Consider the following 15,176-nt stretch of genomic DNA (forward strand, 5'->3'; position numbering starts at 1 on the left):
CCCCCCCCCCCCCCCCCCCCCCCCCCCCCCCCCCCCCCCCCCCCGCAGGGGTACGGCGAGGAGGAGTACGCGTACCCGCTGCTCGGCCCGGACCCGCACAGCCGCCTTCCCGGCGGGGACTTCGCTTCCTTGCGGCTTCAGGACGAAGGGTGGGGCCTGTACAGCCGTAACTACTGGCTGGACGACGACATGGGCGAACTGGTCACCGTCCTGGACCTGTTGGCCCCGCACATCGCACGTCCCGGCCCCGGCGGCTTCTTCCGCGAGGAGGACGAGACCCGGGCAGCGGTCTTCGCCTTCCGGGACGGCGCGTACGACCTGCTGGAGCCGTGACGGCCGCCCCGGCTACTCGGTGCCGTCCGTCAGGGTGATGGTGAGTGTGTCCTCGTCGCGGGTGAGGTGTTCGATGCTCACCGAGCCCTCCGCTCCGTCGTAGCCGCCGGTGCCCCCCGTGACGGCGAACTCGTGCGTCCAGCGGCGTGAGTCGACGGGCAGCTCGGTCACGGCGGGGAGCGGGCGCTGGAAGGCGGTGGAGGCCGTGATCATGCCGTCGGTGAGGGCCAGCACCAGGGTCGCCATGACGAAGGAGCCGTCGGGCCCCACGGTGACGGGCAGGCAGTGCGCGTTCTCGGTGCCCACGGCACGGCCCTCGGTGTCCGTCAGGTCGTAGCGCACGAAGTACGGGACGCCGACGGTCAGCACGTCCGGGATGTTCGCACCGGTGCGCCTGCCGTGCAGGGTGAACTGCCGGTCGGCCCTCCGTGTCGCGTGGGCGGTTCCGGCGGCTCCGGCCACCAGTCCCCCGGTGATCGTCGCCGCCGAGGTCAGTCGCATCATGCTTCTGCGGTCCATGCGGGTCATCCGTGCCACCCTTGCTCGTCTCCTGCGGGGCGCGCGGTCGCACCCCAGGGGTAACGGCGTCCGGGAGCGGAACGGATCGCCCTCCGCCGGAAGATCACCGGAACGCAGGAGCCGCTATGGTCCTGCGGGTGTGGAGATCACCGTACGAACCGCCACCGAGCAGGACCTTCCCGCGCTGCTCGCCCTCTACCGCGAGCTGAACCCCGACGACGCGGCCCTGTCCCCGGAGGCCGCCCGGGCCGGGTGGGAGCGCGTCGCGGCACAGCAGGGGCGCACCGTTCTCGTCGCCGAGGACGGCGGGGCGGTCGTCGGGACGGCCGACAGCATCGTCATGCCGAACCTGACCCGGGGCGGCCGGGGCATCCTCTTCGTGGAGAACGTCGTGGTCGCCGGGGCCGGCCGCCGCCGGGGCGTCGGGCGGCGGCTGCTGGACGCGGTGGTGGGCATCGCGGAGGAGGCCGGCTGCTACAAGGTGCAGCTCCTCGCCGCCGATGACGCGTACGTCCACACGTTCTACGAGTCGTGCGGCTTCGAGCCCCGCGCCCAGGGGTTCCGGCGCTACCTCGCGCGCGAGGCGTGATCCGTTCAGCCGTCCGCGCCGAAGCGGTCCGGGGCCAGCGTCCTGAGCAGGGCGTCGACCACCAGGTCCGTCGAGGCGGCCATGTCCACGGCGCCGGGCGCCAGCAGCCACTGGACCTGGAGGCCGTCCATCACGGCGATGACGGCGTTGGCCGCGTGCTCGACCTTGTCCGTCCCGTCGTCGGGGAGGCCGCACGCCTCGCGGAGGGCGTCGGCGACGAAGCCCCGCAGCCCCTCGTAGCGGTCCCGGAAGTACTCCTGCGCCGGGTGGTCGTCCGTGACGGACTCCGCCGAGAGGACCGCGTACAGGCGGACGATGCCCTCGCGCTCGGCGTTGCGGATCGCCGTGTCGACCAGGTGGCGCAGGAACGCCAGACCCTGCGGGCGGTCGGGGCCCAGCTGCTCGATGTCCGACTGGTCGCGCAGTTCGAGGACGCTGGTGAGCAGGAGCGCCTTGGACCGGAAGTAGTGCAGGACACCGGCCTGGGTGAGGCCGACGCGGTCGGCGATCTCGGCGAGCGAGGCGTTGTTGTAGCCCCGGGCGGCGAAGGTGTCCATCGCGATGTGCAGGATGTCCCGCTGGCGCTGCCGCGCTTCCGGGCTCCTGGGCGTGCGGGGCTTGGCCGACCGGCCGGACCTGCCTGCTGAGTGGTTGGTCACCGGCACAGCTTAGACCGGCGGGAACGGGGGGCGACGGGGGCGTCCGGGCCGCTGACCTGCGGCCTGCGGGCGCGCGGGGGCCGTCCGCACCAAAGCGCGCACGACTACTTACTAACCACTTAGTGGGTGTGCTTTCCTGTCACCGTCGTCCACGGAGCCGCGCCCCGCCACGGTGGCCGAGGGACGCGCCATGTCCTCCCCCAGGCATGACCGAAGGAGAGCCGCACATGTCCCACGACACTCCCCCGCGCCCACGGGCGCGCGCCGCAGGCGCGGCCCTGGCGTTGGCCGTCGCCGCCGTCGGCCTGGCCGGCAGCGGTACGGCCGCGCAGGCCGCCGACCCCACGGCCCAGGTATGGGTCACCACCCCCGACGGCGCGAAGAGGCTGTCCGCCGAGGGCGCCGTCGCCTTCACCGGCTCGCCGCAGAGTGTCGACATCCGCGTCGACGCCGCCAGCAGGGGCCAGAAGTTCACCGGGGCGGGCGCCTCGGTCACCGGGGCCTCGGCCCACCTCATCCAGGGCCTGCCCCAGGACAAGCGGAACGCGCTGATGACCTCGCTGTTCTCGTCCACCGGCGACGGGATCGGGCTCAGCTACCTGCGCCAGCCGCTCGGCAGCAGTGACTTCAACGCGGACAGCAGCCTCTACACGTACGAGGACACCCCCGGATCCTTCTCCATCGACCGGGACAAGGCCGAGATCATTCCGGTCCTGAAGCAGGCCACCTCGGTCAACCCTGCCATCCGCTTCATGGGCACGCCCTGGTCGCCGCCCGCCTGGATGAAGACCAACAACGCGCTGAACGGCGGCAGTCTCAAGCCGGACAGCTACCAGGCGTACGCCGACTACCTGGTCAGGGCGATCAGGGCGTACGGGCAGCAGGGCATCACGCTGACCGATCTCACCGTGCAGAACGAGCCGGAGTTCGCCGCGAGTTACCCGTCGATGACCATGACGGCGTCCCAGCAGGCGGACTTCTTCAAGGTGCTCGACCGTACGCTCACCGCGGCGAACCTGCCGACGAACCTGCTGGCCTTCGACCACAACTGGGACCATCCGAACTACCCGTTGGAGGTGTTCGCCGGGACCCCGGGCATGAGCCGGGTGATCGGCGCCGCGTTCCACTGCTACGGCGGCAGCCCCTCCGCCCAGCAGCAGGTGGTGAACGCCGGGAAGCGGGTGTTCTTCACCGAGTGCTCCGGTACGGAGAGCGCCGACCGGTCCACCACGTTCGCCGACACCCTCAAGTGGCACGCCGAGAACCTCGTCGTGCAGAACATGCGCAACGGCGGCGAGACGGTCATCGACTGGAATCTCGCCCTGGACCAGAACGGCGGCCCGCACCAGGGCGGTTGCTCGGACCGCTGCAACGGTGTGGTGGAGATCGCGAACGGCAGTGTGACCCGCAACGCCGAGTACTACGTGCTGGGCCAGCTCGCCAAGTTCGTCAAGCCCGGCGCCACCCGCATCGGCTCGACCAGCCAGGGCAGCGGCGGGGTGGAGAACGTCGTCTTCCAGAACGCGGACGGCACCCGTGCCGCGTACGTCGTCAACTCGGCCGCGAGCGCGCAGAAGTTCTCGCTGACCGATGACGGCAGGTCGCTGGTCCACACGCTGCCCGCGGGCGCGGTCGCCACCTTCGTGTGGAGCGGCACCGACGGCGGCACCACCCAACCGCCCACGGGATCCATCGACTCGTCCGCCTGGTACCGGGTGAAGAACGCCGGCAGCGGTGCCTGTCTGGACGCCGCCGACTGGGGCACCGCCGACGGGACCTCGCTCCAGCAGTGGAGCTGCACCAGCGGCGCCAACCAGGGCTGGCAGTTCCGCTCCGCCGGCGACGGCACCTACCAGGTCGTCAACCGGCACAACGGCAAGGTGTGGGACGTCGACGGCGGTCCCGGCGCCACCGCGTCCGGCACCCGCGTGCACCTGTGGTCGTACGTGGGCGGCAGCAACCAGCAGTGGCGGGCGGAGCCGTCCGGCACGGCCGGCCGCTACCGCTTCGTCGCCCGGAACAGCGGCAAGTGCCTGGCCGTGGACGGTGGATCCACCGCGAACGGCGCACACCTCTCGCAGCAGCCGTGCGACGGATCAGCGGCGCAGGCGTTCTCCCTGGAGAGCTGAGCGCCCCTGGCCGTGTGTGCCCCCGCGAGCGGACCGCTCGCGGGGGCACCGCGCGTACGCCGCCGGGCTCAGCCCAGACCGCGATGGGCGGTCAAGAGCGTGCCGGCGCGGCTCGCCCCTTCGGCGATCAGGGCCGCCAGTTCGGGCCGGTCGGGCACCGGGAACGAGACGTACGCGCCCCGGCCGCCCTCCACCGGCCGGCCGTACGCCTTCGCGGCCAGGTGGCCGTCGGGGAGGAGCCGGATGTTGAGGGTGGTGAGTTGGAACTCCGTCCCGCGCCGGGTGTCGGTCCAGCGCAGCTCCGCCGGGATCGAGACGTTGACCGCCGACGCGCTCACTTCCAGATCACTGTTCATCACCGCATGATCCCACGGTGCTTCCCTGCGCCGGGGCGTGCGGCGCACTGAGCTGAGGCGCTGTGCTCCCAGGGGGCCCCGCGCGCTCTACCGGGGCCCGCGGGCGGCGGAAATGATGAGCGCACCGCAGGTCAACCTGGTGATCCGCACCCCTGCGGCGGAAGGAGCCCAAGGTGTTGCTTCTCATCTCCCCGGACAGCGTCGAGGAAGCCGTCGACTGTGCGAAGGCGGCGGAATACCTCGACATCGTTGACGTGAAGAAGCCCGACGAGGGGTCGCTCGGCGCCAACTTCCCCTGGGTCATCAGGGAGATCCGGGAGGCGGTCCCGGCCGGCAAGCCGGTGTCCGCGACCGTGGGCGACGTTCCGTACAAGCCCGGCACGGTGGCGCAGGCGGCGCTGGGGGCCGCCGTCTCGGGTGCCACGTACATCAAGGTCGGGCTCTACGGGTGCACGACGCCCGACCAGGGGATCGACGTGATGCGGGCGGTGGTGCGGGCGGTGAAGGACTACCGCCCCGAGGCGCTGGTCGTCGCCTCCGGTTACGCCGACGCCCATCGCGTCGGGTGCGTCAACCCGCTCGCGCTGCCCGATATCGCGGCCCGGTCCGGTGCCGACGCGGCCATGCTCGACACCGCGATCAAGGACGGTTCCCGGCTGTTCGACCATGTGCCGCCGGACGTCTGCGCCGAGTTCGTCGGTCTCGCCCACGCCTCCGGACTGCTCGCGGCCCTCGCGGGCAGCGTCAAACTGGCGGACCTCGCCACGCTGACCCGTATCGGCACGGACATCGTGGGGGTGCGCGGGGCGGTCTGCGAGGGCGGCGACCGCAACGCAGGAAGGATTCAGCCGCATCTGGTGGCCGCGTTCCGGGCGGAGATGGACCGGCATGCCCGGGAGTTCGCGGCCGGCGTCACGCTCGCGGGCTGACCGCCGGGATGCGGACCTTCGAGCCGATGGAGCGCGGGGGCGGGGAAAAGTGGTTCGCCGTGGCCGACCCGGCCACCGGGGAGACCTGCGGCGAGGCCCCCGACATGCGGCCGGACGAGCTGGACGGGGTGATCGGCCGGGCCCACCGCGCCTGGTCCGGGTGGCGGGCCGACGCCGCCGCCCGGACGCACGCGCTGCTCGGCGCGGCCGACGCCGTGGAGGGCGCCGGTCACGAACTGGCGCGGCTGCTCACCCGGGAGCAGGGCAAGCCGCTGGCCGAGTCGTACGCGGAGGTCGCCCGCACGGCGGCCCGGCTGCGGTACTTCGCGGAGCTGGCCCCCAGAACGCGGCGGATCAGCGACGGGCGGCCCGTGCGCAGCGAGGTCCGCTGGCGCCCCGTCGGGCCCGTCGCCGCGATCGTGCCGTGGAACTTCCCGCTGCAACTGGCGGCCGCGAAGTTCGCGCCCGCGCTGGCGGCGGGCAACACCATGGTCCTCAAGCCGTCGCCGCACACCCCGCTGGCCACCCGGCTGCTGGGGTCCGTCCTGGCGGCCGCCCTGCCCGAGGACGTGCTGACCGTCGTCACCGGGCGCGAACCCCTCGGGGCGCGGCTGGCGTCGCATCCGGGCATCCGGCACGTCACGTTCACCGGTTCCGTGCCCACCGGGCGGGCCGTCGCCGAGGGGGCGGCGGCCTCCCTCGCCCGGGTCACCCTGGAACTGGGCGGCAACGACGCGGCCGTCCTGCTGGACGACGTGGATGTGGAGGCGGTCGCGGACCGGCTGTTCTGGGCCGCGTTCCGCAACTGCGGGCAGGTGTGCATGGCCGTCAAGCGCGTGTACGCCCCTGCCCGGCTGCACGCGGAGGTGGTCGAGGCGCTGGCCCAGCGCGCCAAGTCCGTCACGGTGGGCAGCGGCCTCGACCCGGACACCCGCATCGGTCCGGTCAACAACGCCCCGCAGCTGGCCCGGGTGGCGGAGCTCACCGAGCGGGCCCTGGCCGACGGCGCCCGGGCCGCGGCCGGAGGGCACCGGCTGGACGGTCCGGGCCACTTCTTCGCCCCGACGGTCCTCACCGACGTGCCGCCCGGCAGTGCGGTGGTGACGGAGGAGCAGTTCGGACCGGTCCTGCCGGTGCTGCCGTACCGAAGCCTCGACGAGGCGGTCGACGCGGCCAACGGCACGGGCTTCGGGCTCGGCGGCTCCGTCTGGGGCACCGATCCCGACCGGGCGGAGGCGGTCGCGGACCGGCTGGAATGCGGGACGGCCTGGATCAACCATCACGCCGAGCTGTCGCTCGCCCAGCCGTTCGCCGGGACCAAGGACAGCGGGCTCGGCGTCGCGGGCGGGCCGTGGGGGCTGTACGGGAACCTGCGGCCGTTCGTCGTCCACCGCCCGGAGGGACCATGACCAGGAGATTCCGGGCTGCGGTGCTGCGCGCGTACGAGGAGCCGTTCGGGGTCGAGGACGTCGTCCTGCACAACGGACCCGCCGCCGGCGAGCTGCTGGTGGAGATCGCGGGCGCCGGGATGTGCCGGACCGACCTCGCGGTGCGCCGGTCGGCCGGCCGCAGCCCGCTGCCGGCGGTCCTCGGCCACGAGGGGGCCGGGGTCGTCGTGGGGGCGGGCGGCGGCCCCGACGCGGAGGTCGGCGTCGGCGACCACGTGGTGCTCAGCTTCGACTCCTGCGGGAACTGCCGGAACTGCCGGGGCGCGGCTCCCGCGTACTGCGACTCCTTCGCCTCGCTCAACCTCTTCGGAGGACGTGCCCAGGAGCCGCCCCGGCTCGGCGACGCGGACGGGAAGACGCTGGCGCCCCGGTGGTTCGGCCAGTCCTCGTTCGCCGAGTACGCGCTCGTGTCCGCCCGCAACGCCGTGCGCGTCGACCCCGGGCTTCCCGTCGAACTGCTCGGGCCGCTCGGCTGCGGCTTCCTCACCGGGGCCGGGGCGGTGATGAACACCTTCCGCGCCGGGCCCGCCGACCCGCTGGTGGTCCTCGGTGCCGGGGCGGTGGGCCTTGCCGCGGTCATGGCGGCGGGGGCTGCCGGTGTGCCGGTCGTGGCGGTGGACCGGCAGCGGCGGCGGCTGGAACTCGCCGAACGGTTCGGCGCCGTCCCGCTGCCCGCCGACACGGCCGGGCTGCCGGAGCGCGTCCGCCGGCTGACGGACGGCGGCGCGCGGTACGCGCTGGACACGACGGCGTCGCCCGCGCTGATCAACGACGCGCTCCGGGCGCTGCGCCCGACCGGGACGCTGGGCCTGGTGGCGAGGCTGCACAGCGCCCTGCCGCTGGAGCCGGGCACGCTGGACCGGGGCCGGAGCGTCCGCCACATCTGCGAGGGGGACGCGGTGCCGGGGCTGCTGATCCCCGTACTGACGGAGCTGTGGCGGGCCGGGCGGTTCCCCTTCGACCAGCTGATCCGTACCTATCCCCTGGCCGACATCAACGAGGCCGAACGTGACTGCGACGCGGGCCGGGTGGTCAAACCCGTCCTGATCCCGGAGGGAAGAAGCCGATGAACGAGGCATGCGGTACGACGCCCCAGGAGCCGGCGGCGGAAGGCGTGGACGGGGGTGTGGGGCTGACCGCTCTGCTGGTCGCCGCCGCCCGCGCCATCGAGACCCATCGCCGTGACAGCCTGGCCCACGACGTCTACGCCGAGCACTTCGTGCGGGCCGCGCCGGCGTGCGCCGAGTGGCCCGTGCGCATCGACCAGGTGCCCGACGGGGACGAGAACCCGCTATGGGGCCGGTTCGCCCGCTACTTCGGGCTGCGGACCCGGGTCCTGGACGACTTCGTCGTACGGTCGGTGCTCACGGGAGCGCGTCAAGTGGTGCTCCTGGGGGCCGGGTTGGACACGCGGGCGTTCCGGCTGGACTGGCCGTCGGACTGCGTGTTCTTCGAGGTGGACCGGGCGGGTGTGCTGGCCTTCAAGCACCAGGTGCTGACGGACCTGTCGGCCGCGCCGAAGGTGAAACGCGTGCTGGTCCCGGTCGATCTGCGCGATGACTGGGTCAGCGCGCTGACCGCCTCGGGGTTCGACCCGGCAGCGCCGAGCATCTGGCTGGCGGAGGGCCTGCTGTTCTACCTGCCGGGCCCCGCCGAGACGTATCTCGTGGACACCGTGGACCTGCTGGCCACCGAGGGCAGTGCCCTGGCCTTCGAGGCGAAGCTGGAGGCGGACCTTCTGGCGTACCGGGACAGCGCGATCTACACGGCGACGCGCGAACAGATCGGCATCGACCTGCTCGACCTCTTCGACAGGGGCCCGCGCCCCGACTCCGCGGGCCGCCTCGCCGCGAGGGGCTGGTCCGCCTCGACGCACACACCCTTCGAGTTCACCCGTCGCCACGGGCGCGGTCCGCTGCCGGAGGCGAACGACGCGCTGGAGGGGAACCGGTGGGTGTTCGCGTACCGGCGCAGGTGGTGAGCCGCGCTACGGCAACTCCCGAGTGAGCCAGACGATTTCGCCGTCCTCGTCCACGGAGACGCGATCCCGTGCGAAGTCGAGCTTCTCCAGGACGCGGAGCGAGGGCGCGTTCCACGAACGGACGGTCGACCAGAGCCGCCGCCGCCCGGTCGCGGCGGCGGCGCCGACCACGGCACGGGCGGCCTCGGTGGCGTAACCCCGGTTGTGCGCACGCCGGAACAGCTCGTAGGCGATCTCGGGCTCCTCCAGGGTGGAGCGCCCGATGATCAGTCCGCAGTACCCGATGAGGTCGCCCTCGTCGCGGCGCTGGATGGGCAGGAGCGCGATGCCGGTGTTCTCCGTGCCGGCGAGAAGACCGGCGATGCCCTTGCGGGCGCGCTCCACCGTGTAGTTCTCCTCGCCGCGCTCGGAGAGGAGTTCGCTGAACTCGGGGGCGTCGGATTCGGCCCAGGGGCGCAGGATCAGCCGCTCGGTCTCCAGGTGGTACGGCATGGTGGTGTAGGTCGGCATGCCCCTACTCTGCCGTACGGCCACGGACCTTCCTCCGGCGAGGTTGGGTCTCCGGTGCGGACGCGAGGCGGAGCGCGCGGCCGGTGAGCGAGGTGTCGTCGCCGAGCAGGGCGGCGGGGGTGCCGGTGAAGACGACCCGGCCGCCGTCGGTGCCGGCGCCGGGACCGATGTCGATGACGTGGTCGGCGCGGGCGACGACGCGGAGGTTGTGCTCGACCACGACGAGCGTGGCACCGGCCTCCAGGAGGTCGTCGAAGAGCGAGTTGATCCGGTCCACGTCGCTGGGGTGCAGTCCGGTGGTCGGCTCGTCCAGGACGATCCGCTCGCCGGCCAGGTCGGTCACGCCGCTGAGGTGGCGCGCCAGGAGCAGGCGCTGCTTCTCCCCGCCGGAGAGGGTGTCGAGGGACTGGCCGACGGCGGTGTAGCCGAGGCCGACGCGTTGCTGCCAGGACATCGCCGCGACGATCTGGGGGTCATCGGGGAACTGGTCCGCGAGTTCTCGTGCGGCCATGGAGAGCACGTCCGCGATGGTGCTGCCACGGACCGTGACGCCGAGGGCGGTGTCGTTGAAGCGCAGGCCCCCGCAGACGTCGCACGGTGTGGAGACGTCGTCCAGGAACGCCAGCTCGGTGGTGAGGTGGCCCTTGCCCCGGCAGGCCGGACAGGCGCCCTTGGAGTTGAAGCTGAACCAGGACGGGTCCAGGTCCGACGCCCGTGCGAACGCGACCCGGACGTGGTCGGCGACGCCGAGGACGGACAGCGAGGTGGACCGTTGCCCACCGCGCAGCGGGTCCTGGCCCACGACGGTGAACTCCGGACGCTGGGCCGGGAGTTCCTGGGTGGCGAGGGAGCTCTTGCCGGAGCCGGCGACTCCGGTGACGGCGGTGAGCACGCCGAGCGGGATCTCGGCGTCGAAGCCGGTCAGGTTGTTGGCCCGGGCCTTGCGGACGACGACGGAGCCCTGCCACGGGCGGGCGGTGGTGGCGACCTCCAACGGGGTCCCGAGCAGTCGCCCGGTCACCGTGCCGCTCGTACGCAGCGCGTCGGGCGTGCCCTCGAACTCGATCCGCCCGCCGTCGGCCCCGGCACCCGGGCCGACGTCGATGACGTGGTCCGCGATGCCGATCAGCTGCCGGTGGTGCTCGACCACGAGCACGGTGTTGCCCGAGTCCCGCAGCCGGAGCAGCAGCCGGGTGAGGAGGTGGACGTCCACGGGGTGCAGGCCGACGGAGGGCTCGTCGAACACATAGGTGACGTCGGTGAGGGCGCTGCCCAGGTGCCGGACGATCTTCACGCGCTGGGCCTCGCCGCCGGAGAGGGTGGAGGAGGTCCGGTCCAGGGAGAGGTAGCCCAGGCCGACGGAGCGCAGGGCGTCGAGCGTGGCCCGGATGCCGTCGAGTGCGGGCTCGACGCGCGGGTCGTGGGTGTCCTCCAGCAGGTCCCGCAACCGGGTGACGGACATGGCCGACCAGTCCGCGAGGGAGCGGCCGCCGATCAGGCTGGCCCTGGCCGCCTCGTTGAGCCGGGCGCCGTGGCACTCCGGGCAGGGGCGGCGGGTGGTGATGCGGCCCAGCTCCTCGCGGACCTGGGCCGAGATCTTCGTCGGATGGTTCTTGACGAAGGTGTCGCGCACACGGGTGACGACACCGTCGAACCGGGCGGTCTTCGGGAACTCCGGGTCCGGCTTCGGCGGTTTCAGCTGCTCGGCATGGAGGAAGAGGTCCATCTCCTCGTCCGTGTAGTCCTTCAGGGGCTTGTCCCGGTCGAACAGACCGCTGTAGGCGAACCGCTTCCACCGGTATCCGCCCCGCCGGAACAGGCTGAACCGGACAGGTCCCTCGTTGATGGACTTCTCCGGGTCGATGAGTTCGGCGGGGTCGATGTCGACCACGGTGCCGATGCCCTCGCACTCCGGGCACATCCCGGTCGGGTCGTTGAAGGAGTACGCGGGTGTGTAGCCGGCGGAGGGTTCGCCGATCCGGGAGAACACGAGCCGCATCAGCGGTGCGACGTCGCAGGCGGTCGCCACGACCGAGCGGGCGTTGCCGGTGAAGCGGCGCTGGTCGATCAGCGCCGTGAACGTGAGCCCGTCCATCGACTGGACCTCGGGCGCGGGCAGCTGCGGCAGGCGGTTGCGTACGAACGTCGGGTAGGCGTCGTTGACCAGCCGCTGGGCCTCGGCCGCGATCGTGTCCAGCACCAGCGACGACTTGCCCGAGCCGGACACCCCCGTGACGACGGTGAGTGCCTTCTTGGGCACGTCGACGGTGACGTCCTTGAGGTTGTTCGTCGCCGCGCCGACCACGCGGATCACTCCGGCCGCATGTGCATCGCTCATCAGGGGATCGTACTCAGCCGTGTGTTGCCTTCAAGGTGGACGGCGCCCGGCATTTCGCGTGCCGGGCGCCCCGGAGGGTCAGCCGGCGGCGGCGTTGAGGAGATCGAGTGCGCTCTGCTGGCAGCCGTAGTCGCTGGACCCGCCGCCGCCGTTCCAGTGCGGGCCGTACTGGTCGAGGGCATTGCGGTCGCGGTCGTGGGCGCTGTCGGCCCAGCGGGTGAGGGGTGCGGCGTACGGGCGGTCGGAGAGCGCGCGGTTGAGGACGCCGAGTCCGCGCACATAGGCGCCCTTGAAGCTCGGGCCGTCTCCGGTGCAGCCGTCGCCCTCGCCGGGTTCGCGCAGGACGCCGTCCGTCTGGAGCCGGACGGTGGACGCGTCGGCAAGACCGCGCGCGGTCGTCAGAAGGCCCGGGTCCCCGGTGGCCCGGTGCAGTTCGGTGAGCGCGCCCAGGATGACGCCCTGGTTGTAGGTCCAGGTGGGCTGGCCGTTGTTGGCGCAGTTGCCGTCCAGCCCGTCGTTGATCATGCGGTCACCGTTGATCATGCCGCTCTGCCGGAACCAGTCCCATTCGTTCTTCGCCCGTTCCAGGTACACGGTGTCGCCGGGGATGCGGTTGTGCAGGGCCGCCGTGAGGCCGAGGAAGAGTTCGTTGGTGATGGCGTTCTTGTAGTTGCCTTCGGTGTTCCACCGGACCCCGCCGCCACAGGTGCCGTTCCAGTTGGCGAACATGTGGTCCGCGTCGGCCCGCGCGGTGTCGAGGTAGCGGCTCTCCCCCGTCAGGTCGTACGCCGCGATCCAGGCGAGGCCCCACCAGCCGGTGTCGTCCAGGTATTCGTTGCGGAACCTGCCGCCCTGGGCGTTGATGTTCTTCTCGTACGTGTCCGAGATGGCGTACCGGTAGCTGCCCATGCCGGTGATCCGGATGTTGTCGATGACGGCGGTCAGCGCGTTGGCCGCCGTCCACCAGCCGTTGCCGCCGAAGAGTTTGGTGGACCGGTCGTACGACATCATCAGGGCGGTCGCGGCGGCGGTGCTCCTGCTGCCCGCGTTCCAGGTGGTGCGGGCCCAGGGGGTGCACGCGATGGCGCCGCCGCCCGCCGGCTGCCCGCAGGCGCGCAGGGCTCCGACGCCCTGGGTGTTCCAGTCGTCCACGTTGTACATCTGGGTGCGCCAGCCCCGGCCCCCGGACGGCACGGCGGTGTCGCCCAGCCTGCTGCCCGACGCCCAGGTTCTGCCGCCGTCCATGGACCGGTCCAGCCAGACGTGGTCGCCGGTCCCGCCGTTGTCGACGGAGCCCCAGCCCATCGCATCGGTGTCGTCGAAGTGGAGGGCGATCGTGCGGGAGCCGACGGTGGCCGTGACGGGGATCCGGTCCTGCGGGCTGAGCCCCGGGTCCCGCGCGTCGCAGTACTTGTTGCACACCGCCGCCTCCGGGGCCGCGGCGGCGGGCAGGGCGCCCACGAGAAGCGTGGACAACGTTGTCAGAACGGCACCGACCAGGGCCGCCCGAGGGCGCGCAGGTGTCATGAAGGACTCCCGGAACGAGTGGGGGGGGCGGCGGACGGCACTCCGCCGACGCTCAGGAGAACGCTCTCCGACGCTAGCGAAACGCCATGGGCACGTCAACGGTGCGGACGCCGGCCGCCCGTCCCGAGTGCGGGCGCAGCGCTCAGGGCAGGATCGAGTCGACGTACCCGCCGTCGACGCGGAGGGCGCCGCCCGTGGTGGCGGAGGCGTACGGCGAGGCGAGGTAGACGACCATGTGCGCGATTTCCTCGGGTTCGATCAGGCGTTGCAGCAGGGACTGCGGGCGGTGCTTGACCATGAACTCGTGCTGCGCCTCGTCCCACGGGAGGTCGTCACCGACGAGTTCCCGGACGAAGTCCTCGACACCGCCGGTGTGGGTGGGGCCTGCGATGACGGAGTTGACCGTGACGCCGGTGCCCGCGGCCTCCTTGGCGAAGCCCCGGGAGACCGCGAGCAGCGAGGTCTTGGTCATGCCGTAGTGGATCATCTCCGCGGGGATGACCACGGCGGAGTCGCTGGCGATGTTGAGGACGCGGCCCCAGCCGTTGTCCTTCATGCCCGGCAGGTAGGCGCGGATGAGCCGGACGGCGGAGAGGACGTTGACCTCGAAGTAGCGCCGCCACTCCGCGTCCTCGATCTCCAGCGGGGCGGCGGACCCGAAGACGCCGAGGCTGTTGACCAGGATGTCGACCGCAGGTGCGGCCTGCAGGACGGCCGCGGCGCCGTCCTCGGTCGCGAGGTCGCCGGCCGCGCCGGTGACCTCGTCGCTCCCCGAGGCGGTCCGTACGGCGTGGACGGCCTCGGCGACCCGCTCCTGGCCGCGGCCGTTCACGACGACATGGGCGCCGGCGCGGGCCAGCCCGACGGCGATGGCCTCGCCGATGCCCTGGGTGGAGCCGGTGACCAGGGCGGTGCGGCCGGAGAGATCGATGTGCATGGCGGGTCCTCCTCGCGCCGGGGCCGGCGACACGGCCCCGGCGGTCAGTTGAGGGTGTCGGGGTCGGGGCCGGTGCGCAGCCCCCGGTCGAGACCGGCCAGATCGGCCAGGTCGGTGTCGGTGAGCTCGAATCCGAAGACGTCGAGGTTCTGCCGGATGCGGGCGGGCGTGACGGACTTGGGAATCACGATGTTGCCCGTCCGCAGGTGCCAGCGCAGCACGACCTGCGCGGGCGTTACGCCGTTGGCCTGAGCGATGCGCGTGACCGCCTCGTCCTCCAGCACCGCGCCCTGGGCCAGCGGGCTCCACGCCTCGGTCGCGATGCCGTGCTCGGCATGGAAGGCGCGCAGCTCGGCCTGCTGGAGGCCGGGGTGCAGCTCGACCTGGTTGACGGCGGGGACGGTGCCGGTGTGCTCCATGAGCCGTCGCAGGTGGGGGACCTGGAAGTTGGAGACACCGATGGCGCGGGCGCGGCCGTCGGCGAGGATCTTCTCCAGCGCCTGGTACGTCTCCACGTAGAGGTCCCGGGCGGGGGTGGGCCAGTGGATGAGGTAGAGGTCGACGTGGTCCAGGCCGAGCTTGTCCAGGGAGGCGTCGAATGCGGCGAGGGTCCGGTCGTAACCCTGGTCGGCGTTCCACAGCTTGGTGGTGACGAAGAGCTCCTCGCGCGGCAGGCCGGAGTCGGCGACGGCCCGGCCGACGCCGCGTTCGTTGCCGTAGACCGCGGCGGTGTCGATGCTGCGGTAGCCGGCGTCCAGGGCGTGCCCGACCGCCGTGGCGGTCTCCTCGTCGGGGACCTGGAAGACGCCGAAGCCGAGCTGCGGCATGCGGACGCCGTTGTTGAGCGTGATGGAGGGCACGGAAGTCATGGGGGGTGGTCCTTTGCGTGTTCGTCGTACGCCGTGTGGCGAGCCGGGCCGG

15 protein-coding genes are annotated in these 15,176 nt (G+C 72.4%); 7 read left to right on the forward strand and 8 right to left on the reverse strand.

The features are described from left to right. Positions 1-129: 129 nt before the first annotated feature. A complete protein-coding gene (locus tag ACN6LM_RS34830) occupies positions 130-333 on the forward strand; it encodes a hypothetical protein (RefSeq protein ID WP_445069387.1) in 204 nt (67 codons plus the stop codon). Between the two features lie 12 nt (positions 334-345). Here ACN6LM_RS34830 and ACN6LM_RS34835 read toward each other — a convergent pair whose 3' ends face one another. Continuing rightward, on the reverse strand, positions 346-852 hold the full coding sequence (locus tag ACN6LM_RS34835) for a hypothetical protein (RefSeq protein ID WP_445069388.1): 507 nt from the start codon (positions 850-852) through the stop codon (positions 346-348). 139 nt (positions 853-991) lie between these two features. Between ACN6LM_RS34835 and ACN6LM_RS34840 the strand changes: the two genes are divergently transcribed. Then, entirely contained in the window at positions 992-1,441 is a 450-nt protein-coding gene (locus ACN6LM_RS34840) for a GNAT family N-acetyltransferase (protein WP_445069390.1), read from the forward strand. A 5-nt stretch (positions 1,442-1,446) separates the two neighbouring features. On the opposite strand, the gene ACN6LM_RS34845 is transcribed toward ACN6LM_RS34840, so the two are convergent. Further along, complete coding sequence (locus ACN6LM_RS34845) at positions 1,447-2,010, reverse strand: TetR/AcrR family transcriptional regulator (protein ID WP_275408379.1); 564 nt, start codon at positions 2,008-2,010, stop codon at positions 1,447-1,449. A gap of 317 nt (positions 2,011-2,327) precedes the next feature. Here ACN6LM_RS34845 and ACN6LM_RS34850 point away from each other — a divergent pair, with 317 nt between their 5' ends. Next, positions 2,328-4,229 carry an RICIN domain-containing protein gene (locus tag ACN6LM_RS34850; RefSeq protein ID WP_445069391.1) on the forward strand — a complete coding sequence of 634 codons (1,902 nt, stop codon included), beginning with the start codon at positions 2,328-2,330 and terminating at the stop codon, positions 4,227-4,229. A 68-nt stretch (positions 4,230-4,297) separates the two neighbouring features. Here ACN6LM_RS34850 and ACN6LM_RS34855 read toward each other — a convergent pair whose 3' ends face one another. Beyond that, positions 4,298-4,585 carry a hypothetical protein gene (locus tag ACN6LM_RS34855; RefSeq protein WP_445069392.1) on the reverse strand — a complete coding sequence of 96 codons (288 nt, stop codon included), beginning with the start codon at positions 4,583-4,585 and terminating at the stop codon, positions 4,298-4,300. Positions 4,586-4,758: 173 nt separating this feature from the next. Between ACN6LM_RS34855 and ACN6LM_RS34860 the strand changes: the two genes are divergently transcribed. Genes ACN6LM_RS34860 through ACN6LM_RS34875 form a run of 4 tightly spaced genes read left to right on the forward strand, consistent with a single transcriptional unit; the run spans position 4,759 to position 8,943 of the window. After that, positions 4,759-5,514, forward strand: coding sequence for a (5-formylfuran-3-yl)methyl phosphate synthase (locus tag ACN6LM_RS34860; protein WP_445069393.1), 756 nt, complete (start codon positions 4,759-4,761; stop codon positions 5,512-5,514). Positions 5,515-5,522: 8 nt separating this feature from the next. Then, complete coding sequence (locus ACN6LM_RS34865) at positions 5,523-6,923, forward strand: aldehyde dehydrogenase family protein (RefSeq protein ID WP_445069394.1); 1,401 nt, start codon at positions 5,523-5,525, stop codon at positions 6,921-6,923. Continuing rightward, positions 6,920-8,032 (forward strand): NAD(P)-dependent alcohol dehydrogenase, encoded by a 1,113-nt coding sequence (locus ACN6LM_RS34870; protein ID WP_445069395.1) that lies wholly within the window; start codon positions 6,920-6,922, stop codon positions 8,030-8,032. The genes ACN6LM_RS34865 and ACN6LM_RS34870 overlap by 4 nt, the downstream gene beginning before the upstream one ends. Continuing rightward, positions 8,029-8,943: a class I SAM-dependent methyltransferase gene (locus ACN6LM_RS34875; RefSeq protein WP_445069397.1), complete on the forward strand. Its 915-nt coding sequence runs from the start codon at positions 8,029-8,031 to the stop codon at positions 8,941-8,943. The genes ACN6LM_RS34870 and ACN6LM_RS34875 overlap by 4 nt, the downstream gene beginning before the upstream one ends. Positions 8,944-8,949: 6 nt before the next feature. Here ACN6LM_RS34875 and ACN6LM_RS34880 read toward each other — a convergent pair whose 3' ends face one another. The 5 genes from ACN6LM_RS34880 to ACN6LM_RS34900 form a co-directional block, all read right to left on the reverse strand. Further along, entirely contained in the window at positions 8,950-9,453 is a 504-nt protein-coding gene (locus tag ACN6LM_RS34880; RefSeq protein WP_445069399.1) for a GNAT family N-acetyltransferase, read from the reverse strand. 4 nt (positions 9,454-9,457) lie between these two features. Continuing rightward, on the reverse strand, positions 9,458-11,791 hold the full coding sequence (locus tag ACN6LM_RS34885; RefSeq protein ID WP_445069401.1) for an excinuclease ABC subunit UvrA: 2,334 nt from the start codon (positions 11,789-11,791) through the stop codon (positions 9,458-9,460). Between the two features lie 78 nt (positions 11,792-11,869). Then, positions 11,870-13,318: a glycoside hydrolase family 76 protein gene (locus tag ACN6LM_RS34890; protein ID WP_445069403.1), complete on the reverse strand. Its 1,449-nt coding sequence runs from the start codon at positions 13,316-13,318 to the stop codon at positions 11,870-11,872. Between the two features lie 142 nt (positions 13,319-13,460). Further along, positions 13,461-14,255: an SDR family NAD(P)-dependent oxidoreductase gene (locus ACN6LM_RS34895; RefSeq protein WP_445069404.1), complete on the reverse strand. Its 795-nt coding sequence runs from the start codon at positions 14,253-14,255 to the stop codon at positions 13,461-13,463. 44 nt (positions 14,256-14,299) lie between these two features. Continuing rightward, positions 14,300-15,124 (reverse strand): aldo/keto reductase, encoded by an 825-nt coding sequence (locus tag ACN6LM_RS34900; RefSeq protein WP_445069406.1) that lies wholly within the window; start codon positions 15,122-15,124, stop codon positions 14,300-14,302. Between the last annotated feature and the right edge of the window lie 52 nt (positions 15,125-15,176).

It is taken from the genome of Streptomyces sp. SAS_281 (assembly GCF_052542855.1).